Origin of the sequence: Paenibacillus sp. XY044 (genome assembly GCF_002257645.1) — a bacterium.
Classification (GTDB): domain Bacteria; phylum Bacillota; class Bacilli; order Paenibacillales; family Paenibacillaceae; genus Paenibacillus_AQ.
Genome location: NZ_NQMO01000004.1, coordinates 532,869 through 556,407 on the forward strand (window position 1 = coordinate 532,869; position 23,539 = coordinate 556,407).

Consider the following 23,539-nt stretch of genomic DNA (forward strand, 5'->3'; position numbering starts at 1 on the left):
ATGACCGTCTGGGAACGGCTGCGTCCGTACAGCATGGTCGCGCCGGCAATCATCGTCTTCGCCATGTTTTTCATCTACCCGATTTTTTACATGATGTACTTAAGCCTGTTCGACTGGAACTTCGTCAGCCCGACAAAGACGTTCGTCGGCATCCAGAACTTCGTGGATCTGCTGTCGGAGCCGGATTTCCGCCAGGTGCTATCGAACACGACCCTTTATACGGTGCTGACGGTCACGCTGACGACCGGCCTTTCCCTGTTCATGGCGATCTGGCTGAACCGCAGCGGCTTCTTCTACGGCCTGGTACAGGGAGCAATATTCAGCCCGCATATCATCTCGCTCGTATCGATTTCGCTCCTGTGGAGCTGGCTGATGGATCCCGAATACGGCCTCTTGAACTGGGTGATCGGCCTGTTCGGCTTCGGCAAGCTGGAATGGCTGTCCCATCCGAGCACCTCGCTGATCTCCCTGGTGATCGTGGCGGTGTGGAAAGGGCTCGGCTATAACACGCTTGTGTTTATCGCGGGGCTGCAGAGCATCCCGCAGGATATATACGAGGCGGCTTCCCTGGACCGCTCCAGGCCGTGGACGACGTTCACCCGGCTAATTCTGCCGATGCTGTCGCCAACGATTTTTTTCCTCGTCATCATCAATTTGATCGGATCATTCCAGGTGTTCGAAACGATCGCGATCATGACGCAGGGCGGCCCGGTCAATTCGACAAATACGCTGGTGTATTACATCTACGAGGCCGGCTTCCGCTTCTTCAAAATCGGGTATGCCTCGGCGGCCGGCGTGATCCTGCTGTTCATCGTCGGCATCCTGACCATCGTCTATTTCCGGCTGCTGTCCAGCCGCGTTCATTATCGTTAAACTTCTAACTTCGACGAACCAAGAAAAGGGGGAAACCGCTTGGAACCCGCAAACCGTGCCTTTGACGGGCATACCGTCGCCGTTCCCGGCGGACGAATGCTGGAAGCGCCGGGCAGACCTGCCCTTGCGCGCTCCGCGGCCGTCCTGCTGCTGAAGGCGCTGAATGTGGCGGCGCTGCTGCTGCTGGTCCTCATCTTTGCCATGCCGTTTGTCTGGATGCTCTCGACATCCCTCAAAACGCTGCCGGAGACGATGATCTTCCCGCCGGAGTGGATTCCCCGGAGTCCGGTATGGAGCAATTACGCCTCCGCGTGGCAAACCGGGCCGTTCCTGCATTACATTACGAACAGCGCGATCATTTCGGTCAGCATTTTGCTGCTGCAGATGCTGACGATCATTCCGGCTGCGTATGCGTTTGCCAGATACCGGTTTATCGGCTCCGGCTTTCTGTTCAGCCTGGTCATGGTAACGCTGATGATCCCGACCCAGCTCATCTTTCTGCCGGTATATCTGGAGCTGAGCGCCTTCAAGCTGCTGAACACCCATCTCGGGCTGATTCTGCCATTCGCCTCCAGCGCCTTCGGCATCTTCCTTCTCCGGCAGGGGTTCCGGCAGATCCCCGAGGAGCTGGTGGAGGCTTCCCGCCTGGATCAGGCCAAGGAATGGAAAATCATCGTCCGCATCATGGTGCCCATGGTGAAGCCGGTGCTCGTGACGTTTGCCCTGTTCAGCTTCATCGCGCACTGGAACGATTATTTCTGGCCGCTCGTCATGACGACGAACGAAACGGCGCGTACGCTGCCGATCGGCATCGCCAAAATCCGCGAGGTCGAGGGCGGCGGCACCTGGAACATTCTGATGGCCGGCAATATCATTTTGGTCGCACCGATTCTGGCCGCCTTTTTCCTGGCGCAAAAGCATATTATCAAAGCGTTTGTGTACAACGGCGTCAAGTAAGCGGGATGCTGTGTGCAATGATCCTCATGAACGCAGACATACGTGCAAAAGAGCTGCTCCTTCGTCTCTCGGACGATATGGAAGCGGCTCTTTGCTTTTTTGGTATATCCAATGAATATTGGGCGCGGGTGCCCTCAAGCAAATGCTGCATAAATGCATCTAATCTCTGGATGGGCTGCTCACCTCCCGTCACCTGAGGCGTTGCTTCACACGACTTCTGCGGCAAGTATCGTAAGCGGGCCGTCTTCGGCCGCGATGTCCTGCAGGTCGTAGACCGAAATTGGGAACATCGGAATGCCGACATAATAGGGCGTGATGGCGTACAATGGGTAAAAGAGTACCAGCGCCTTATCGGCGAGATAGAAATCCTGGTTCGGCGCGACCGTGATGCTGCCTGCATCCAGAACGGGAAGTCTCCGCTCCTGCACCTGCTTCTTGACGGCAGCGGTCAGCACCGCCTGGTAAGGGGAGCCTGGTTTAAACAGGCTGGATAAGGTATAGGTGTCCCCCGTTTGCACGGAAAAGGTCAATCCCTTGGCGATCGTGTATCCATGCGCCATCGGTGTGGAATAGGTGTAGTTGCTCAGCACTAGGCTGAGAATGCCGCGCTCGTTCGTTTTCATCTCGAAATTGCTGGTCGTTTCCGGCTGGCTTCCCGTCTGAACCGCCTGCTGGGCGCGCTGCATTTCCTGGATTGTACGGATGATCGTTTGGTTGATTTTGTTCTCTACCGTTTTGTCGGCGAGCCCGGTTACCTGCGGATAGTGGATCACCGTGCCGGGAGCCGTAAAGGTGACGGTCCGGATGGCAACCGGCGGTACGTATTGAGCCATGCGGTTCGCTCCAATCGTTGAATGGTATACACCAGCCTATTCCGGGCCTGGGTGTTCGGTGACGGGAGCGGAGCGCCACCGAGCTTTGGAGCATCGATGGTTAGGCCGATGATTTCGTTTCACTTGAACTGCTCCCGGAAATGCGTCAAGCACGATCAGTATAATCGCCAAGGCGGTCGTCCGAACGAATACAAAATATATGTTTATGAGAACAGCGGTTACGCCGCTTTAAAGCATTTTTTCTGAATAGGTTCATCATTTTTCAAAATATTCCGGAGCCCTGGTAACCTTTCGGGCCCGATACCGCACTATAGGGTTGAACATGAAATCTAAGGGAGGAAAGAGGGTTGCGGCAGCTCATTGAACAAGCCCGGCAGGGAGACAGGGACGCGTTGAACCGCCTCTTCCGCCAGTATTATGCGATGGCGCACACGGCCGCATACGGGAAGCTGCAGGATCACGAATTGGCGGAAGAAGCGGTGCAAGAGGCGTTTGTGGAAGCGTTCGTCCATCTGGGCAAGCTGCAGCATCCGGATGCTTTTCCGGGCTGGCTGCGGACGATTGTGCACCGCCAGTGCTACCGATTGATTCGCAGAAAGCCGCAGGCTTCCTTGCTGGAGGAGGGGGAACTGACCGCGCCCGACCAGCCGGATATCGGAGAGGTCGTGGCGCGGCAGGAGCTGTACCGGATGCTTCACGACTCGGTCAAGGCCTTATCGCCCGGCATGAGAGAGGCGGTTCAGCTGTTTTATTTTCACGGCTATAGTCTGCAGGAAATTTCGGAGTATGCGGGGACGCCGGTGACGACGCTGAAAAAGCGGCTGTTCGACGCACGCCGCAAGCTGAGGGGCACTCTGCCGGTCGCCGATTTCGCGCACGTATTCCAGCATTTACACGAAGGAGGAAAACGCATGCTGCATATTGTAAACGGCGATACGGTCGCCGAGACGCTCAAGCAGGGAGTCGTTCAGGGGGATATCCTCGTTTGGCGCGAGGTATATCCGGAAGGCCCGGTGTTTCTGGAGCCGGCGGAGCCGGTGAGCCGCGTGGTCCGCGCTAGATACCTCGAAAAAGACATGGGCATTCCGGCTGAGGAGTTTATCCGGAACTGCGAGGATCAAGAGCAAAAGCTGGCCGGATTCCGGCAGTATGACGAAATCGTGCTGTGGTTTGAGCATGACCTGTTCGACCAGACGATGCTGTCTTATTTGCTGCACTGGTTTGGACAGCAGTCCCTCGGCGGGACGAAACTGAATCTGCTCTGTATCGGGGATTACCCGGGAGTCGGCCTGTTCCGAGGACTTGGCCAGCTATCGGCCAGTCAGCTGAAGACGTTATCCGGAACCTGGCACCATGTCGGAGAGGATGAGCTGAAGCTCGGGAGCAGGGTTTGGGAGGCGTACACCTCGCCTGATCCGATGAAGCTCCGGCAGCTTCTGGAGGGGGACACCTCGGCGCTCCCGTTCGTGCGGGAGGCATTTGAGCTGCATCTGTCCCGTTTTCCTTCCGTATATAACGGACTGGGGATCGTGGAGCAGATGACTTTGGAAAAGGTAAGCGAAGGGATTCACTCGCCGCTGGAACTGTTCAGGCAAATCGGCGACCGGCTGCACGGATTGGGCATGGGCGACCTGCAGTACTGGGATATTCTGCGCAGCCTGTGTCAGGGCCCAAGTCCGCTGCTGACGCTGGAGGGGGCGGAATCCTTTCCCAGCTATGCGGGATCTTCTCCGGCTTTTAGGGACAGCAAGGTCAAGATCACGGAATGGGGGACCCGGGTTTTACACGGTGAGGATTACCTGGAACGGTGCGGCATCGACGTGTGGTACGGAGGCGTTCATTTGAGCGGTGACAATCCTGCGTGGCGTTGGGATCAGGATCGGAGAAGGCTGGTGAAATGCGGAGAATAGGAACGGCTATCGGAGGCGAAATTCGGTCAAAATCATCGCTGCCATACAGTAAGATAGAAGGGTGAAGGGAGGTGAGAGAGGCCATGCTCTTGTCTAGGAGAATTCTGGATTCATTCGGGCTTCAAGGGGAGGCGGTTCCTCTCGAAGGCGGGCAAAATACATCGGTGAAGGTACAGGACGCGGTTCTCAAACCGTCGGAAAATGTACGGCATGACGAGTGGGTGCTTGGCATCATGCACGAGCTTCAGCCGCACGGATACCGGATATCCAGGCCGATTCCTGGACGAAACGGGTCTTTTGTCAGCGATGGATGGACGTGCAGCCGGTTCGAGCCGGGCAGGGAAGTTCAGGGTGACTTGGAACAAAAGCTAAGGGTGGCCCGGTTGTTCCACCGGGATTTGGCCGGCATTCCATATGACGGGTTTTCGGAGCCGGACCATCCTTGGTCCAGGGGCCACCGGATCGCATGGCAGACCAAAGCACTTCCGTCGGGGTTCCCTGTCCCCGTGAGGGATTTCCTGGCTGGCCTGCTCGGAAAGGCCAAGAGAAGCGGGGAATATACCGTTCAGCTGATCCACGGCGATCTGGCCGGGAACATCCTGTTCGATGAGGAGCTCGGCCCACTGATCATCGATTTTTCCCCGACGGTTGCCCCTGAGTCGTATGCTGAAGCGATTCTCGTGTGCGACGGCATTGCCTGGCAGGGGTGTCCGCTCTCAGGTCTAGGCCTGCTGCCGGATGACGACCACTACCGGGAAATGCTGTTGAGGGCGGTCATCTTCCGCCTGTCGGTATCCGCGATGTTTTGCGGGGATGACACGGAGCGCTTTTTCGCCGAAGCGGAGGCGTTCGGGCCCATCATTGAGCACCTTGCATCATTCTCTTGCTGATGTGGAATCTTCTGCAGGATGAGCAGACGCCGTACAACCAGCCCATAGATTTAGTTTCATGACAAAGAAGCAGGCAAGGTGCCTGCTTCTTTGCTTGGATACATCCCAAAATCCGACTGTTCACTTTTTTGCGGGAACTTACTCGAAATGAACCTCCTGATCCAGAAATATCTCCCTACGCCTGAATTCCATAGGCTCCTCAAACGGGATCAGCGCAAAATGAACGGTGTCCAGCTGCTCCGGTAGGGGCGGTTCGACGAGGAAGGACATGGAGCTGGCTCCTCCACCTCCTCGGGAGCCGTTGCGATGTACGCTGTATTCTACATCAGGACACGTGACTTCGAGCTGTAGGCGGGGGTGGAAATCTGGCGAGTCGTTATCGATCTTCTGCGGCCTAATCTCGATATGTACGATACTGCCGTGCTCATGCTGCATCGCATGGGTAATCATGTATTGGTACCCTTCCTGCACGGTTGTTTTCATAATCTGCAGGATGCCCTGCAGCTCACCGGGACCGTCGGTGCGTGTACGATGAAACCCTCCGTTAATCGAATGGAACAGCCAATTCAAATAGGGCGGCTTCAAGCCGGATTTTTCCTCGAATTCCTTCAGCACTACCATAGGCGGAAAACATCGTCGCCCTTTCGCCAGGGCCTTCCGGTGATTGAGCAGCTCAATCAGCTGCGTATCGACCGCACGGATTTCCTCATCGTAATCATTGGGCACCGCCCGCAGTTCCGACCATCCCATGTTCCAGTTCCTCCTTTATCGTCATCGTCAATATACCATTAAAACATAGGTTTTCCTGATTATACCATGTCCTGCATCTAAGTTACGTAAAAAGAATGGACAAGCAATAAGGCTTGGGACTGTAGCTCCTCTCCGCGATTGATGTATAGTGGACATATCATGATCAAGCGATTGGTTTGATCCGAAGCTGACGGACAAGGAGGATGGAGTGATCTTGCTCGAAATTAGAGGTTTTATCGGAACTCACGATAAGGACTGGGAGGACGAGCGGCAGTGGAGCCATCCCGATTTGGAAATCACCGTGGTGTTGGAAGGAAGCGGGCGCTTTGTCCATGAACAGGAAGAAAGGCGGGTCGAAGCAGGGCATGTCGCGCTGATTCCGTCTTTATCCTTGCATTCCTTTCACGCAATTACCCCGATCCGGTTCGGGGTTGTGCTTGTTGACGGACTACCGGTGCATGTTCGTGAGCTGTTTGAACGGCAGATTGTCCTTGGCAAACCGCGCATCATTGCATTATCCCGCCTCGATCAGGACCGCTACGAGCGGCTGTTCCGGGAATGGCTGAGAAGCCGCTCGTCCATGCTGAAAGAGCCTGTCCGAAATGATTTGGCCTGGATCGAAATTCTGCTGCTGTTTTTGGACGAGCATTCCCACCCGGACCAGCAGTCGCTCACGGTATCGCATACGGGCGATTATATTCGCCAGCATCTTCAGGAGCCTATCGTCATCGGCAGCCTCGCGGAGATGGCAGGCCTGTCGGAAGAAGGCTTCCGCAAACGGTTTTTCAAAGCTTACGGGATGACGCCCAAGCAGTATCAGCAGATGTGCCGCCTGGAAGAAGCCAAGTGGCTTCTCAGCTCGACGGACAAGGATATGCAGTCCATAGCCGAGCAGATCGGCTTTGCCCAGCTGCACTCGTTTTCGCTTTGGTTCAAAAAGACCGAAGGTTGTCCTCCGTCGGAATGGCGAACGAGGCAGCGTCGCGACCATCATTAAGGCAATCGGTCCGGTTTTGCGTAAAATGTGGCGGGTTTCGATTAACGACTTTCTCCTGAAGCAAGGGCTATGATGAGGGGGAATCTTCCGCTTCCGGCAGGAATGCGGGGTGATACCTTGAAAGGAGAGAGCGGCATGAACGTAACGATCGGAACGAGGGAACTAGCGATGGGAAGCCGGTATTTGACCGAGCTGAAAAGCAGCAACGATATTTTGGAGGATACGGAAGCGCTGAGATTACGTCTGGCGGAGGAGGGATACCTGCTGATCCGCGGATTTCACGATCGGGCGCGGGTGTTGTCCGCAAGAGAGGAATTTTTGCACAAACTCCAAGCCATGGGCAGATTGGAGCCGGGGGCCCCGCTGGACGAAGGGCGCATTTCCCAAGACAACCGCGGCATGATGTGGGGCGGTGGCACGGAGGAACTGCAGGGGGATTTCCCCCGATTTTTGGATGTAGTGAACCATCCTTCGGTCTTGGATTTTTTTGACCGTCTGCTTGGCGGCAAATCGATGACTTACGACTATAAATGGCCGCGGGCCGTAGCCCATGGTGGAAATACCGGCGCGCATTACGATGTCGTGTATATGGGAAGGGGCACCAAAAACGTATATACGATGTGGACCCCTTTCGGAGACACTCCGCTTGAGCTGGGAACGTTGGCCATGTGCCTGGGCTCTCAGCATTTCAGCAAGATTAGGCAAACGTACGGCGAGATGGATGTAGACCGGGATAATGTCGCGACAGGCTGGTTTTCCGAAGATCCGGTGGAGATCGTCGATACGTTTGGAGGACAATGGGCCACGACGTCTTTCGAAGCGGGCGATGCCATTGTTTTCGGTATGTACATGATGCATACTTCGCTTAACAACACGACGGACCGCTACCGGATCAGCTCGGATACCCGCTATCAGCTCGCATTGGAGCCGGTCGATGAAAGATGGGTGGGCCGCAAGCCAAAGGGGCATTACGCATGGGGCAAGACGACACCGAAACCGGTTGCCGATGCCCGCAAGGAATGGGGCGTGTAGGGAAGGCGAATGCCTAATCCAACAATCGTACCCCCTCACACCTGACAAAAAGACACGATTGCCCGGAAAATAAAGCCGTCCCCAACAAATGTGCAGGTACATGGAAACACCTGGCCGTTTCCCTTCCACGCGTCCCGGTTTACAATGAAAGCGTTATATTCCTGGACAAAGGAGAACAGCCATGAATTTTGACCTGAACGTAGTGCCCTTCAGCCGCAGAGAAACGTTTCTGGCGGTATCGCTGCTGCCTGAGGGTAAAAATAGACCGGCCGGGCTGTACCTGCGCACCATCCGGGGCGGGGACGACAAGTTCGGGGAGGCGTTCCACATCGAACTGCTGGATGACGCCGGAGAGCTTCTGCCGTTCAAGGCCGAAGCCAATCCCGCGAGCGTGAAGCTCGCCTCCACCGAAGCCGCGACTTATGCGGAGCTGTGCATTTCAGACAGCCGCACCGTGCGCTTCCGAAACAAAGGCTGCGGCATCCGGCTGACCTTTCAGCCGGCGGCTTACGATTATGCCTATGAGGCGGTGCCCGGCAGCTGGGAAGTGAACAGCTTTACGCACGAATGCCGGTTTATGCTGACCCGCCTTGCCGGCAGCATGAAGATGGAAGTGATTTGGGACAAGATCAAGAGCTCGCGCATCGTGGCTGAGTTTATGGCAGGCGGAGACGCGGGCGAGGCTGAATTCGCCGTCGAAGAATTCCGGACCGTGTGGGAGCCGCGGCCGGCTTGGGAGCCCTTTGAGGCGGCGGTGAAGGAAGCCGAGGCCGAATTTGCGGCCTGGCTGGATCACAGCCTTGCGGTCCCAGAGCGATGGCAGGAAGGGCGGGAGCTGGCGGCTTACATTACGTGGTCGTGCCTCGTCCCGGCCGAAGGCTGCCTGACGCGTCCGGCGATGTACATGTCGAAGAACTGGATGACGAATATATGGAGCTGGGATCACTGCTTTAACGCCATGGCGCTGGTGCGCCACGATCCGAAGCTGGCGTGGGACCAGTTCATGATCTTTTTCGACCGGCAGGATGAGAGCGGGCTTCTACCCGATTTTATCAACGATAAGTATGAGCTGTGGAACTGCAACAAGCCGCCGATTCACGGGTGGACGCTCGGCTGGATGATGCGCCGGACCGATTGGATCGGCGAAGCGCAGCTTCGGGAAGTATACGGGCCGCTGTCCAAATGGACGGAGTGGTGGTTCCGGTACCGGGACGGCGATGGCGACGGCATTCCCCAGTATAATCACGGCAACGATTCCGGCTGGGACAACAGCACGGCGTTCAATAACGGCATTCCGGTGGAAAGCCCGGACCTGTCCGCCTTCCTGGTTGTGCAGGCGGAGCTTCTGGCCGAGATTGCCGGGATGCTGGGCAAGGCGGAGGAATCGGCGCGGTGGCGCCGGCTTGCCGGGGATACGCTGGACGCCATGCTCCGGCATTTCTGGAAGGACGGCCGGTTCACGGCATGCCGGTCAGGGACGCATGAGCGCTCGCAAGGCGACAGCCTGCTGCTGTTCGTGCCGATCCTGCTCGGTAACCGGCTGCCGGAAGAGATCCGGACCGCACTGCTGCAGGGGCTGCGGGAGGAGGGTCGTTTCCTCACCGGCAACGGCTGGGCGACCGAAAGCATCAGCAGTCCCTATTACCAGCCCGACGGCTACTGGCGCGGGCCGATCTGGGCGCCATCCACCATGCTGCTCGTGGAAGGCGTCGCCGCGGCGGGGGATACGGAGCTCGCCCGAGAGGTGGCGCAGCGGTTCTGCCGCATGCTGAACAAGAGCGGCATGGCTGAAAACTTCGACGCGCTGACGGGAGAAGGGTTGCGGGACCGGGCTTTTACCTGGACGTCGAGCGTATTTTTGATCCTCGGACACGAATACGGGGAAATATAGCGGGATCATGCACTTCTTCGGAAGGGACTTTTTGGAAAAGTCCTCCGGGGAGGTGCATTTCCCGTTTCCGAAAGAAGCATGGCTTCCGCAAACAAGGCGCTTGACCACGGATTTTTGTAAGCGGTAACAATTGCGCGGCGAAAGGGCTCCGTCCCCTGTCCGTCCATGCTAGAATGCAGATAGACGACTACCGTGAAGAGGAGGGGATCCGCCATGAATATCCGCCGGCACGGACCGCTGCGGCGCTGGCTTCCGGCAGGAGCTTACCGCAGCATCCGGACCAAACTGCTTGTATGCTTTCTGATTGTGACGCTGATCCCGCTGCTCTCGCTCGGGGCGCTTTCTTACTACCAGTCCGCCAGGACGGTCAATTCCCAGTTCGGCCGTTACGGCGAGAACACGGTGGCCCAACTGCAGCAGCAGTCGGACTCCATGCTGGGCCGCATGAAGCAGATGGGCCAGACGATCTATTCGTATTTGCTGGATCCTGCCCATGCGGACCTCGGAAGCGATCCGCCGGTCAGCTACGGCGAAATTATGGAGAAGAACGACTTCGAATCCGTCCTGAGGTCGCTGGCTAACGACCAGACGGCCGGGATTTATATTATCACGCCATCCGGATATTATTACGGCGAAAATAACCTCGACGTCGCCAAGCTCGCCGATATTCCGGCCTGGAAGAGCATGCCGGCTCCTAGCAGCGGCCCCTACTGGCTGGGCTTCTACATGCAGAATCATGCGATATCCGCCTCGGAGCAGGCCGGTCCGGCAGTGCTGGGACTGGCCGTGCCGATCCGGAACCCGGGCGGCGCCCAGGACGGCAGCACGATCCTGATCGAGGAAGATGCCCGGGATCTGCTGCGTTTGTTCCGGCAGTTCGAAGAGGATACGAAGGCGCATCTGACGATTCAGGCGCCGGACGGCCGGACCGTTTACGCAAGCGCGGAATCCTTTGCGCCGAGGGACAACGATATCATCTGGGACCGGACGCTGTCCGTCAATCGTTGGAAGATCGAGGCGAGGCTGCCTGCCAAGGCCTTCTACCAGTCATCGGGAGTCATCCGGTCGAACACGGTCATCGTGGCGGTATGTTCCTGCCTGCTCGCTTTCGCGCTGGCTTACGTGTTTACCTCCCGGTTTACGGGCCGCATCCGTTCCCTGAAGGAATCGATGCAGAAGGTCAGCTTCGGCAAGCTGGACACACGGGTCCCGGTCGAAGGACGGGACGAGCTCGGGAGCCTGGATATCAGCTTCAACCGGATGGTCAGCGGCGTGCAATCGCTCGTGCAGGAAGTGGAACGAAGCGAGCGCCTCAAGAAGGAGGCGGAGCTGAAGGCATTCCATTATCAGATCAATCCGCATCTGCTCTTCAATACGCTGAACTCGATCCAGTGGAAGGCCAGGCTGGAAGGAGCGGAGGAAATCCGCCGGATGCTGTATCACCTGACGATGGTGCTGGAGGGCAACCTTGATATATCGCAGGAGCTCGTCACACTGGACCGGGAGCTGCGGATGATCGGGCATTTTTTGAAGATCCAGGAAATCCGCTATGGAGCCGTATTCCAATATAAGCTGGACTGCGAGGAAGCTCTGAAGCGGTTCGTCATCCCGCGGATGACGCTGCAGCCGCTGTTTGAAAACATCTTTTTCCACGGTTTTACCGATGGGGCAGGCATCATCGAACTGAACGTCCGGGAGCAGGGGGAGGAGCTTCTGCTGGAACTAAAAGACAACGGGGTCGGCATCAGCGAAGAGAAACTCGCTCAGCTGCTGGCTCCGAATCCCGAGCCCCGCGGCCGCGGAGGCCTCGGCGTAAGGAATGCGTACCAGAAATTCAAGCTGCACTTCGGCCCGCGGTACGGGCTTACCATACGTTCAATTAAGGGAGAGGGAACATCAATACAGATTCGTTGGCCTAAAAAGGAGGAGCATCCGGATGGAGAACGCAAACAACCTGAAAGTGCTGATTGCCGATGACGAGAGCATCGTGCGCAAAGGCCTGAGATCGACGGTGCCCTGGGAGCGGTTCGGCATGGAGGTCGTGGCCGACGCGCCCAACGGGGCGAAGGCGTGGGAAGCCTTCAAGGAGCACCGCCCGGACATCGTCATTACCGATATCGTCATGCCGGAGATGGACGGCATCGAGCTGCTGCGCAGGGTCAAGGAGGCCGAGGAACGGACGAAAATCATCCTGCTCAGCTGCCACCGGGATTTTGAATACGCGCAGCAGGGCATCCAGCTCGGGGCGTCGGGATACCTTCTGAAGACCGCGTTTGAGGACGAAGAGCTGGAAGGGCTGCTGGAGAAGCTGCAGCGGGAGCTTCAGCGGGTTCCGTCCCCAGCACCGCTGGACGGGGAGAAGCTGGAAGCGCTCCTGTTCGGCTGGCTCAGCGGCAGCAGCGGAAGATTTCCCGCCGAGCTGGAGCGGCTTCGCGCGGAGGCGTGGCGTTTTGGCGGCCAGAACGTGCATGTGTACCTTGTCCGGACGGAGGGCTGCGGCATGCCGTGGGCCGAATGGCTGATGGCGAAGCAGCTCGTACACAGCTCGGGAAGTGAAGCGATCATCCCCTATGGCGGGGACGCCTGCTATTGGATCGTGCCGGAGGGGCTGCAGGAGGCGACGAACAGCCTGCTGATCGAAGCCAAGGGCAGCCATGGCCTGCTCAAATGGTCCGCCAAGGGGCCCCTCGGCACTGGCAGCGACATCGCGGAAGCGTTCCGCTCCCTGCATAAGGAGGCCGAGCTGGAACGGGTGTATGGGGTGTCCGGCGACGACTGGCCCGAGCCCATTCAAAAGGCGGTGCGCCTGCTTCATGAGCAGCCCGGTTCCGACTGGTCGGCGAGCGAGCTGGCCGAAGAGGTCGGACTCAGCCGCAGCCATTTTTCCATCCTGTTCAAAAAGACGGTCGGCGACAGCTTTATTGCGTTCCAATACAAGCGCAAGTTGCGGCTGGCCCAGGGGCTGCTGCGGGATACGGATCTGACGATGCAGGATATCGCCGAGCGGACGGGGCTTGGCGACAGCAAATATTTCAGTAAATGGTTCAAACGCTGTACGGGTCAGACCCCAAGCCAATTCCGGACCGTGCAAAAAGGCGAATCGGACCGGACAGTTTGACACCCCGCCTGCAACTTCAAACAAAAAGACGCCAAATTGCCGATGAACGCACGTTTTGAACCGCTTTCAAAAGAGTTACGATGAAAGCGGTTCAAAAATGATATACCTCATTCGCGAGAGGAGCTGACAATATGAAGAAACAGGCTTCACTTATCGTTCTTGCGGCGGCGCTGATGGTGTCACTGTCGGCCTGCGGCGGCAGCGGGAGCGGGAGTAAGGCGGAAACGGCCGGCCAGGGCGGCGGCTCCGAATCGGGGGCCACGCTCCGCTTCGCCACCTGGGACACGGGGGATGCGCTCAAAATCGAGCAGGACATCGCCAAAAAGTTCGAAGAGAGTCATCCGGGCACGAAGGTGCAGGTGGAGGCTTATGCGGACGGCTTTGACCAGAAGCTCGCGGCAGGCTTCGGAGCCGCCAATCCGCCCGACGTCATGTACATGTGGGATTTCCCGACCTACCACCAATCGCTTGAGCCGCTGGACAGCTTTGCGGACAAAGACAAGGATTTAAATATTGATGATTTCTACAAGGGCCTGTTCAATTACGGCAAAATCGACGGTACCCTGTACGGCATTCCGGCGGGTTTTACGACGCGGGTGGTGTACTACAACAAGAAGCTGTTTGATGAGGCGGGCATCCCGTATCCGAAGGACGGCTGGACCTGGCCCGAATTCCAGGAGATCGCCGGGAAGCTGACGGATAAATCCAAGAAGCAGTACGGCTTCGGCGCCCGCGCGGAGAACGACACATACGATCTGCAGGGGTTCGTATGGAGCAACGGCGGCTCGTTCATTTCGCCTGACGGCAAGACGATCGACGGATATATGAACAGCAAGGAAACCGCAGCGGCGATCCAGATGTTCGGCGACATGGTGAAGAACGGTTCGGCCGTGCTCACCGGCGGAAAGGGGCAGCAGAGCGGCGACGACATTTTCAAAGCCGGCAAAATCGCCATGTGGGAAAGCGGTATCTGGCCGCTGGAGTCGTTCCGTCAGGCGGGCGTCGATGTAGGCACGGTCGAAATGCCGGCCTTCCCGGGCAAACCGGTCAAAGGCGTGCTGGCCGAATCGGCGTTGTCCATCGCGAAAGATTCCAAGCAGAAGGATCTGGCCTGGGAGTTCATCAAGTTCTACGTATCCGATGCGTCGATCAAAATGCGGGTAGCCGACCTCCCGGTGCGCCAAAGCGTCGTCAATGAGCTGAAAAAGGACCAGGATCCGCTCTACAAGCCGTACTACACGATGCTGGAGCGTTCCGACAACACGCCGGCATTCCTGCTGAATCCGAAGTGGAATGAGGTCAACCGCCAGCTCTCCGCCGCGGTGGAATCGGTCATGCACGGCAGCAATGCCCAGGATGTGCTGAACCAGGCCGTGAAGGACAGCGAACGCTACATGAAATAATTCCTGAAGAAAGAAGGTTGGGAGAATGGCTCAAACCTACCTCCACCCGGCACGGGAACAGTCAGCCGCCCTCAAGGCCTTGAAGAAACGCAGACGGGGTGGGGCTGCTCCCTACCTCTTCATTTTTCCGTGGATATTCGGCTTTCTCGTCTTCACGCTGGGACCGCTGCTGTTTTCGCTCGTCATTTCGTTCTTTGACTGGCCGATCGTCGGCAAAGTGACGTTTATCGGGCTCGGCAACTATGTGGAAATGTTCACCGACGATCCGCTGTTCTGGAAATCGCTGATGGTGACGCTGAAATTCGCCGTGCTGTTCGTGCCGCTGAACATCGTCGTCGCCCTCGGGCTCGCGATGCTGCTCAACCAGAAGGTTCGGGGCAGCGCGATTTTCCGCACGGCATTCTACCTTCCATCCGTCATTTCGGGCGTGGCACTGGCCATGATCTGGTCCTGGGTATACAGCGGCGATTACGGCATCCTGAATTACTTCCTGTCGATCTTCGGGATTCAGGGGCCGGATTGGCTGAACGATACGAAATGGTCGCTGGTCGCGATGGTCGTCGCCAGCTTGTGGGGACAAGGCTCGATGATGCTGATTTTTCTGGCGGGGCTCAAAGGCATCCCGAAGGATCTCTACGAGTCCGCCTCCATCGACGGCGCGGGCAAGCTTCGGCAGTTTGTCAGCGTGACGGTTCCGATGATCACCCCGACGATTCTGTTCAACCTGATCACGTCGATTATCGCGGCGTTCCAGCAGCTGACGCTGGCTCTGCTCCTGACGGGCGGGGGGCCGATGAAGGCGACGTATTTTTACGCGATGTACATGTATGAGAACGCATTTAAGTATTTCAAAATGGGCTACTCCGCCGCCAACGCCTGGTTCATGTTCCTGATCGTGCTCACGCTGACGTTCCTGGTGTTCAAGTCGTCGGAAGCGTGGGTGTTCTACGAAGGCGAAATGAAGCGCGGCCCGCAGAAGAAGCCGAAACCGGCGAAAGGAGGCCGGGCATGATGAAAAAGACGCTGAGCTATCTTGCGCTGATCCTCTTTTCCCTGCTCTTTATCGCGCCCTTGTTCTGGGCCATTACGACAGCGCTCAAGTCTCCGCAGGAGCTGTACCTGTTTCCGCCCAAATGGATTCCGTCCGTCTTCCGATTCAGCAACTTTGCGGATGCCTGGAATATTCAGCCCTTTAACCTGTTTTTGAAAAATACGCTGATCGTCACGGTGCTCGCCACCCTCGGCCAGCTGGTGTCCTGTACGCTTGTGGCCTACGGCTTCGCCCGGTTCGAATTCAAGGGGCGCAACCTGCTGTTTCTGATCGTGCTTGCCACGATGATGATTCCGTGGGAAGTGACGATGATTCCGCAGTATATGGAGTTCAATTATTTAGGATGGATCAATACGCTCAAGCCGCTGATCGTTCCGTCCTGGTTCGGCTCTGCGTACTTTATTTTTTTGCTGCGCCAATTCATCATGACATTACCGCGGGAATTAGATGAAGCTGCCACGATCGATGGGGCCAGCAAGCTTACCGTGCTGTTGCGGGTGATCGTGCCTTTGATGGGGCCGTCGCTTATCCTGGTGGCGGTGTTCCAGATGATGAACTGCTGGAACGATTACCTCGGACCGCTCATTTTTCTGAACGACCAGACTAAATACACGCTGACGCTGGGCTTGTCGCAGTTCAAGGGCATGTACGGCGTAGATATGCAGTCCATTATGGCGATCACCTGCCTGATCTCCATTCCGCCGCTCGCCATCTTTTTCTTCGCACAGCGCTATATCGTCGGAGGCATTGCGAGCACCGGGATCAAAGGTTGACGCCTCACCCGTTCAAGTAATGAGACGCATCCAGAGAGAAAGGAAGGGAAAACATGCACAACACGAACATACCCAGGGATTGGGACAACCTCGCCGTGCTGGAAAAAAACCGGATGAAGGGCAGAGCTTATTTCATCCCTTATGCGGACGCCGAAGGGGCGCTGGGCGGCGACCGCGGAAGCTCGCCCTGGTTCCAATCGCTGAACGGCATTTGGAAATTCCATTATGCGCCCAGGCCGGAGCTGGCGCCGGACGATTTTCGGGAAGAAGCGCTGGCCGGCTGGGACTGGGCGGACATTCGGGTGCCGGGGCACTGGCAGCTTCAAGGGTATGGCAGCCCGCATTATACGGACCTGGACTACCCGTTTCCGGTGGATCCGCCCCGGGTTCCCAATGACAATCCAACGGGCAGCTACGTCCGGGAATTCGAGCTGCCGCCCTATTGGCAGGGAAGACGGATCACCGTCAAATTCGACGGCGTGGACAGCGCCTACCATGTGTGGCTGAACGGCTCGTTCGTAGGCTTAAGCCAGGGGAGCCGCTTGACCTCGGAGTTTGACCTTACGCCTTATTTGCAGCCTGGGGTAAACCGTCTGGCCGTCCGCGTATATCAATGGTCGGACGGAAGTTACCTGGAGGACCAGGATATGTGGTGGCTGAGCGGTATCTTCCGGGACGTTTATCTGATCGCCGAGCCCGCCTCGATCCGCGTCGCCGATTACCGGGTGGTCACCGAGCTGGAGGGGAAGTTTGAGCAGGGAGTGGTGGCCGTTCACCTCGACCTGGAAGGACATGAACGTGAAGGAGGCGTCACGCTGCGGCTGCTGGACCCTGCGGGGCAGGAAGTTGCCACTGCTCATGAATCGGTGCAAAACGGCTTTAACCTTTTGGATGTCCGTCTGCCCGTCGCCCATCCGGCTTTGTGGAGCGCGGAGCAACCTGTACTGTACCATTTGCTGATCACGGTAACGGATGCGCGCGGGAATCAGAGCGAGATCATCGCGCAGCGGGTGGGATTCCGGCAGGTGGAAGTGAGGGACGGCCGATTTTGGATCAACGGCAAGGCGATCCTCATCAAGGGGGTCAACCGGCACGATCATCACCCGGATACCGGCCGAACCGTGACTTTGTCCACGATGCGGGAAGACATCCTGATGATGAAGCGCCACAATATCAACGCCGTCAGAACGGCTCATTATCCGAACGATCCGCGGTTCTATGACCTCTGTGACGAATATGGGTTGTACGTGATGGAGGAGACGGATCTGGAGACGCACGGATTCGAGCCGCTCGGGAACATCTCGCGCCTGAGTGATGATCCCGTCTGGACGGAAGCCTACGTGGACCGCGTTCGGCGCATGGTGGAGCGCGACAAGAACCATCCATCCGTCATCTTCTGGTCGCTCGGCAACGAGTCGGGCTTCGGCTGTAATTTCCGTGCCATGTCCGAGTGGTGCAAGGCGAACGATCCGACGCGCCTCGTGCATTACGAAGAGGACCGGGAGGCGGAAGTATGCGACGTCGTCAGCACGATGTATTCCTCCGTCGAGAAGATGGAGGGCTTCGGGAAGCTGACGGACCATCCGAAGCCGCATTTGATGTGCGAGTTCGCCCATGCGATGGGCAACGGACCCGGCGGGCTGCGGGCGTATTTCGATACCTTTGAGAAGTTTCCCCGCCTGCAGGGAGGCTTCGTCTGGGAATGGATCGACCACGGCCTGCGCAGACGCACGGCCGACGGGCGCGATGACTACGCCTATGGCGGCGATTACGGCGATGTGCCGAACAACGGGAACTTTTGTCTCGACGGTCTGGTTTTCCCCGACCGGACGCCGTCGCCGGGACTGATCGAATATAAGAAAATCATTGAGCCGGTTCGTGTGGAATGGGCGGAAGCAGGCCGCATTCGCATCACGAACAAGTATGACTTTATGACGCTCGACCATCTTCAGGCGGATTTCAGCGTGACGGCCGACGGGCGTACTCTGCGCAGCGGCGCGCTGACGCTTCCGGCCGTAGGGCCGGAGGAATCGGCGGAGGTTGAACTCCCCTTTGCGTGGGATCAACCGGAAAGCTGCCTCGAAGCCGGGACGGAGCGGTGGCTGAACGTCGGCTTCACGCTGGCGGCCGACTGCAGCTGGGCGGAGCAGGGGCATGAAGTCGCCTGGGCGCAGCTGGCTTTGCCGGCAGAGGCGCCACGGTTCCAAGCAGCAGCCCGGTCCGCCGAGGCTGCAAGTCTGCGCCGGACCTTATCCGTTCAGGAACAAGGACATGCGCTCATTCTGACAAGCGATCGGTTCCACTTGGAAGCGAGCAGCCTTGAACCCGGCATGACTTCGCTCCGAATGAACGGCAAAGAGCTGATCCGGCGCGGACCGCGGCTGAACTTCTGGCGCGCGCCGATCGATAACGACATGTACGTGCTGGCGGACTGGCGGAAGGCGCACCTGGACCGGCTAAGCGAGCGGGTGGATGCGTTCCGCTGGGAGGTGCTTGGCGCGGACGCGGTCCGGCTGACCTGGTCCTCGCGGATCGCGCCGCCGGTGTACGACTGGGGCTTCCGCTGCGAGACGTCGTACACGGTGACGGCGGAAGGGCTCATCATCATGGACGTGGCAGGATCGCCGATCGGCACGCCGCCGTCCATGCTGCCGAAGATCGGGCTGCAGATGCAGCTCCCGGAGGATTTGGATGGGGTGGCCTGGTACGGCCGCGGCCCCGGAGAGAGCTACTCGGACAGCAAGGAAGCCGGCGGCTTCGGGGTGTACCGCAGCAAGGTGGACGGCCTCTTTACGCCGTACGTCTATCCGCAGGAGAACGGCAACCGCACCGATGTGCGATGGGTCTCGATTGCGGACGGCGCGGGATTGGGGCTGCTTGCGGCAGGCTCACCCGAGCTGGAGTTCAGCGCGAGGCGGTACACGGATCAGGATCTGGAGCAGGCGCAGCACATGACGGAGCTCAGGCCGCGCGACTTTATTACGCTGAACCTGGACTACCGGCAAAACGGGCTGGGAAGCAACAGCTGCGGTCCGGCGCAGGCGCCGGAGCATGCGGTGAAGCCCGAACCGTTCCGGTTCCGTATGCTGCTGCAGCCGTATATGGCGGAGGACCAGGCACCGGAGCGGCTGAGCCGGCAGATGGCCGGGGAAGCCGCACGATACCCACTTAAGGAGGAGAACGATGCTTAATACACAAGACGTTTTGAATTTGTCGGGAAAAGTGGCGGTCGTGACCGGGGGGGCCTCCGGCATCGGTCTGGCCACCGCCGAGCTCTTGGCGAACTTCGGCGCTCACGCCGTGCTGATTGATATTAACGAGGCGGCCGGGGAAGCGGCTGCCGCAGGCATCCGAGCCGGCGGCGGCTTGGCTACCTTCCGCCGCTGCAACGTCACCTCGGCCGCGGATTGCGAACGGACCGCGGGTGAGATTGCTGCCGATTTGGGAGGCATCCACATTCTGTTCAACAATGCGGGCGTCATCCGCCGCCGGAGCGTGACCGAGCTCGAGGAGCGGGATTGGGACCTGGTGCTCGACGTGTCTTTGAAAGGCGTCTACCTCCTCTCGAAGTACGTCATTCCGGTCATGGAGCGGGGCGGCGGAGGCAGCATCATCAATACGGGCTCCGGCTGGGGCCTGAAGGGCGGAGACCGTGCCGCGGCCTACTGCGCCGCCAAAGCCGGCGTCGTGAACCTGACGCGGGCGATGGCGATCGACCACGGGCCGGCGGGTATCCGCGTCAACTGCGTATCGCCGGGCGATACGGACACGCCGCTGCTTCGGGATGAAGCCAAGCAGCTGCAGCAGGACGAGGCGGCGTTCCTCGTCTCTTCCGCCGGGGGACGCCCGCTCGAGAGGCTCGGTACGCCGCGCGATATCGCCAACGCAGTGCTGTTTCTCGCGAGCGACCTGTCCTCCTGGGTCACGGGCAGCGTGCTCGTCGTCGACGGCGGCGGGATCGCCTGACCTCAATACAGAACGGAGGCGTTAACTTTGGCAGAACACAGAACGTATGCCCATCCTTATATACCGAATACCGTCCCGGAAGTCCGGGACGCCATGCTGCGGGAAATCGGACTGACTTCCCTGGACCAGCTGCATGACGCGATACCCGATCATCTCAAGCTGAAGCGGGAGATGGACCTTCCACCGGCCATGAACGAATACGAGCTGCGCCGGCATATCGAAGGCATGCTCGCCAAAAACAAGCACGGCGCGGATGACCTGAATTTTCTGGGGGCGGGCTGCTGGCAGCATTTTATCCCGGCGGTTTGCGACGAAATCAGCCAGCGCTCCGAATTCGTGACGGCTTATGCCGGCGAGCCTTATGAGGATCACGGCCGCTTTCAGGCGCTGTTCGAGTATCAAAGCCTGTTAGCCGAACTGGTGGATATGGACGTCGTCAACGTTCCGACCTTTGACTGGGCGCAAGCCGCGTCCACGGCGATTCGCATGGCCGGCCGCATCACCGGGCGCCGCATCGCTCTGATCCCGCACTCGGTCGATCCGGATAAGGTCGCCATCATCCGTAATTACTGCACGCCGGTCATGGACATCCGCATGGTAGAGATCGATCCGGCCACCGGGAAAATGGACCTGGCCGATCTGCAGCGCAAGCTGGACGAGGACACCGCCGCCGTCTATTTCGAAAATCCGGGGTATCTTGGCATCATTGAAGACCAAGGAGCCGACATTTCCCGTCTTGCCCATGCCGCTCATGCGCTGTCGATCGTCGGCGTGGACCCGATCTCCCTCGGCGTGCTGGAGCCACCGGCCCGCTACGGCGCCGATATCGTCTGCGGGGACCTGCAGCCGCTCGGCATGCATATGAACTACGGCGGGGGACAGGCCGGATTTATTGCGACCCGCGACGAAGAGAAATTCGTGATGGAATACCCGTCCCGGTTGTTTGGCATCGTTCCGACGGAAGTGGAAGGCGAATACGGCTTCGGTGACGTTGCGTACGAGCGCACCTCGTTTGCGCTGCGGGAGAAGGGCAAAGAATCCGTCGGCACCCAGACCGCCCTGTGGGGCATTACAGCCGGCGTCTACTTGGCCCTGATGGGACCTAGCGGCATGCAGGAGGTGGGCGGAACGATCATTCAGAAGGCAAAGTATGCAGCCCTCCAGCTGTCCGGCATCCCGGGCGTATCGCTACGCCATGGCAGCACGCCGTTCTTCAAGGAGTTTGTCGTCGATTTCAACGGAACGGGGCTCACCGTGGCCGATATTAACCGCGGTTTGCTGGAAGAAGGGATTTTCGGCGGCAAAGATTTATCGGCCAGCTATCCCGATTGGGGGCAATGCGCCCTGTACTGCGTCACGGAAATTCATACCCAGGCCGATCTGGACCGCCTGGCCGAAGCCGTCCGCACGGTCGTGGGCACAAGCGCTTCAGCGGCCGGATCATCAGGAGAGGAGCAGACGCCATGAAACGGATTGTCAGGGACCGGAAGGTCCGCCAGTTCCATCAAGCCAAATGGGATGAGCCGGTCATTTTTGAGCTGCACCGCGCGGGAGAGCGGGGCGTCATCCCGCCGCAGGCCGAGCCGGCTGTTGCGGCGGAAGCCGGCGGCGTGCAGGACGCCATCCCGGCAAACATACGCCGCAGCCAAGCGCCTGCCCTGCCGGAGATCGGCCAGGCCAAGGTGCTGCGCCATTACCTGCGCCTCTCCCAGGAGACGCTGGGCTCGGATTTGAACGTCGAAATCGGGCAGGGCACCTGCACGATGAAATACATTCCGCGGATCAACGAAATGCTGATTCGCAGCCCCCGCATGACCGAGCTCCATCCGCTCCAGGATGTGAGCACGGTACAGGGCATGCTGGAAGTCTATCATCATCTGGACCTTGCGATGCGGGAGATTTCCGGTATGGACGCCTTCAGTTTCCAGCCGAGCAGCGGCACCCAAGCGCTGCTGGCCATGGCTTCCATCGTGCGGGCTTACCATGACTCACATGGAGAGGGGGAGCAGCGCAATGAGATCATCACGACGATCTTCTCCCATCCGTCCCAGGCGGCGACGGCTGCCGTCAAAGGCTACAAGATCATCACCCTCCATCCGGACGAGGACGGATTCCCGGACCTGGAGAAGCTGAAAGCTGCGGTCTCCGAGCGGACCGCCGGCTTCGTCGTGGCGAATCCGGAAGACACCGGCATCTATAACCACCGGATCCGCGAGTTTACGGACGTGGTCCATGCCGCCGGCGGGGTCTGCTACTACGACCAGGCCAATGCCAACGGCCTGCTCGGCATTACCCGCGCGAAGGAAGCGGGCTTTGACATGTGCTTCTTTAACCTGCACAAGACGTTTGCCGCGCCGCATATGTGCGGCGGACCAGCCACCGGCGCGCTCGGCGTGACCGATGCGCTGAAGCCGTTTCTGCCGGGTCCGCTGGTGGATCAGGCGGCGGACGGGGGCTACGTCCTGCGGGAGCAGGGCGCAAGCAGCATCGGCAAGGTCCGCAGCTTCCACGGCGTCGCCCAGACGGTGCTCCGCGCCTACGCATGGATTCTCAGCCTCGGCGCGGAAGGGCTGAAGAATGTCGCGCAAACTGCCGTGCTGAACAATAACTACCTGTACCACAAAATCCTGCAGATCCGCGGGGCGAGTGCGCCGTATATCAAGGGCCGCCGCCTGGAGCAGGTCCGCTACAGCTGGGAGCAGCTGACCGACGAGACGGGCGTTACGACCGAAGATATTACGCGGCGGATGTGCGACTTCGGCCTGCATTACTGGACGTCCCATCATCCGTACATCGTGCCGCAGCCGTTCACGCTCGAGCCGACCGAATCGTACTCCAAAGAGGATCTCGACGAGTACATCCAGGCGCTGGAGCATATCTCCAATGAAGCGTACACAACTCCTGAAATTGTCCGAACGGCTCCTCACGCCAGCACGGTTCACCGCAACGACGAATCGTCCCTGGACGATCCGCGGCAGTGGTGCATCACCTGGCGCGCCTATCTCAAGAAGACCGAACCGTCAGCGGTGAAGTAAATCAACCGAACAGACCTTTGCCAGACCATAGCTGGAAGTCGATGACTTGAGCCGTGGTCT

Annotated in this window: 18 protein-coding genes; 16 read left to right on the plus strand and 2 right to left on the minus strand. The window is 58.7% G+C overall.

Annotated elements, in window-relative coordinates:
• Both CJP46_RS19755 and CJP46_RS19760 read left to right on the plus strand, forming a co-directional pair.
• Nucleotides 1-873 carry a carbohydrate ABC transporter permease gene (locus CJP46_RS19755; RefSeq protein WP_076175638.1) on the plus strand — a complete coding sequence of 291 codons (873 nt, stop codon included), beginning with the start codon at nt 1-3 and terminating at the stop codon, nt 871-873.
• A gap of 96 nt (nt 874-969) precedes the next feature.
• Nucleotides 970-1,830, plus strand: a complete 861-nt coding sequence (locus CJP46_RS19760; RefSeq protein WP_094597394.1) for a carbohydrate ABC transporter permease — start codon at nt 970-972, stop codon at nt 1,828-1,830.
• Nucleotides 1,831-2,036: 206 nt separating this feature from the next.
• Here the strand turns inward: CJP46_RS19760 and CJP46_RS19765 are convergent, their stop codons facing one another.
• Nucleotides 2,037-2,663: a DUF3298 and DUF4163 domain-containing protein gene (locus CJP46_RS19765; RefSeq protein WP_094597334.1), complete on the minus strand. Its 627-nt coding sequence runs from the start codon at nt 2,661-2,663 to the stop codon at nt 2,037-2,039.
• Nucleotides 2,664-3,010: 347 nt separating this feature from the next.
• Here CJP46_RS19765 and CJP46_RS19770 point away from each other — a divergent pair, with 347 nt between their 5' ends.
• Both CJP46_RS19770 and CJP46_RS19775 read left to right on the plus strand, forming a co-directional pair.
• The gene (locus CJP46_RS19770; RefSeq protein WP_094597335.1) at nt 3,011-4,573 is read left to right on the plus strand and encodes a sigma-70 family RNA polymerase sigma factor; all 1,563 of its coding nucleotides are present in this window, start codon (nt 3,011-3,013) and stop codon (nt 4,571-4,573) included.
• 89 nt (nt 4,574-4,662) lie between these two features.
• Nucleotides 4,663-5,463, plus strand: coding sequence for a phosphotransferase enzyme family protein (locus CJP46_RS19775; protein WP_143813003.1), 801 nt, complete (start codon nt 4,663-4,665; stop codon nt 5,461-5,463).
• A 138-nt stretch (nt 5,464-5,601) separates the two neighbouring features.
• Here the strand turns inward: CJP46_RS19775 and CJP46_RS19780 are convergent, their stop codons facing one another.
• Nucleotides 5,602-6,213, minus strand: a complete 612-nt coding sequence (locus CJP46_RS19780; protein ID WP_094597337.1) for a hypothetical protein — start codon at nt 6,211-6,213, stop codon at nt 5,602-5,604.
• Between the two features lie 208 nt (nt 6,214-6,421).
• Here CJP46_RS19780 and CJP46_RS19785 point away from each other — a divergent pair, with 208 nt between their 5' ends.
• The 12 genes from CJP46_RS19785 (at nt 6,422) to gcvPB (ending at nt 23,479) form a co-directional block, all read left to right on the plus strand.
• A complete protein-coding gene (locus tag CJP46_RS19785; protein WP_256992430.1) occupies nt 6,422-7,210 on the plus strand; it encodes an AraC family transcriptional regulator in 789 nt (262 codons plus the stop codon).
• Nucleotides 7,211-7,345: 135 nt separating this feature from the next.
• The gene (locus CJP46_RS19790; protein WP_094597338.1) at nt 7,346-8,242 is read left to right on the plus strand and encodes a phytanoyl-CoA dioxygenase family protein; all 897 of its coding nucleotides are present in this window, start codon (nt 7,346-7,348) and stop codon (nt 8,240-8,242) included.
• A 181-nt stretch (nt 8,243-8,423) separates the two neighbouring features.
• Nucleotides 8,424-10,133 (plus strand): amylo-alpha-1,6-glucosidase, encoded by a 1,710-nt coding sequence (locus CJP46_RS19795; protein WP_094597339.1) that lies wholly within the window; start codon nt 8,424-8,426, stop codon nt 10,131-10,133.
• A gap of 213 nt (nt 10,134-10,346) precedes the next feature.
• Complete coding sequence (locus CJP46_RS19800; RefSeq protein ID WP_094597340.1) at nt 10,347-12,110, plus strand: cache domain-containing sensor histidine kinase; 1,764 nt, start codon at nt 10,347-10,349, stop codon at nt 12,108-12,110.
• On the plus strand, nt 12,070-13,251 hold the full coding sequence (locus CJP46_RS19805) for a response regulator (protein ID WP_094597341.1): 1,182 nt from the start codon (nt 12,070-12,072) through the stop codon (nt 13,249-13,251). The genes CJP46_RS19800 and CJP46_RS19805 overlap by 41 nt, the downstream gene beginning before the upstream one ends.
• Nucleotides 13,252-13,382: 131 nt before the next feature.
• Nucleotides 13,383-14,654, plus strand: a complete 1,272-nt coding sequence (locus tag CJP46_RS19810) for an ABC transporter substrate-binding protein (protein WP_094597342.1) — start codon at nt 13,383-13,385, stop codon at nt 14,652-14,654.
• 25 nt (nt 14,655-14,679) lie between these two features.
• Nucleotides 14,680-15,666 carry a carbohydrate ABC transporter permease gene (locus tag CJP46_RS19815; protein ID WP_094597343.1) on the plus strand — a complete coding sequence of 329 codons (987 nt, stop codon included), beginning with the start codon at nt 14,680-14,682 and terminating at the stop codon, nt 15,664-15,666.
• Nucleotides 15,666-16,478, plus strand: a complete 813-nt coding sequence (locus tag CJP46_RS19820) for a carbohydrate ABC transporter permease (RefSeq protein WP_094597396.1) — start codon at nt 15,666-15,668, stop codon at nt 16,476-16,478. Before CJP46_RS19815 ends, CJP46_RS19820 begins: the two co-directional genes overlap by 1 nt.
• Before the next feature lie 53 nt (nt 16,479-16,531).
• Nucleotides 16,532-19,669 carry a beta-galactosidase, LacZ type gene (gene lacZ / locus CJP46_RS19825; RefSeq protein ID WP_094597344.1) on the plus strand — a complete coding sequence of 1,046 codons (3,138 nt, stop codon included), beginning with the start codon at nt 16,532-16,534 and terminating at the stop codon, nt 19,667-19,669.
• A complete protein-coding gene (locus CJP46_RS19830) occupies nt 19,662-20,444 on the plus strand; it encodes an SDR family NAD(P)-dependent oxidoreductase (RefSeq protein WP_094597345.1) in 783 nt (260 codons plus the stop codon). Before lacZ ends, CJP46_RS19830 begins: the two co-directional genes overlap by 8 nt.
• A 27-nt stretch (nt 20,445-20,471) precedes the next feature.
• Nucleotides 20,472-21,911: an aminomethyl-transferring glycine dehydrogenase subunit GcvPA gene (gene gcvPA, locus CJP46_RS19835; RefSeq protein ID WP_094597346.1), complete on the plus strand. Its 1,440-nt coding sequence runs from the start codon at nt 20,472-20,474 to the stop codon at nt 21,909-21,911.
• A complete protein-coding gene (gcvPB, locus tag CJP46_RS19840; protein ID WP_094597347.1) occupies nt 21,908-23,479 on the plus strand; it encodes an aminomethyl-transferring glycine dehydrogenase subunit GcvPB in 1,572 nt (523 codons plus the stop codon). Before gcvPA ends, gcvPB begins: the two co-directional genes overlap by 4 nt.
• The last annotated feature ends 60 nt before the right edge of the window (nt 23,480-23,539 follow it).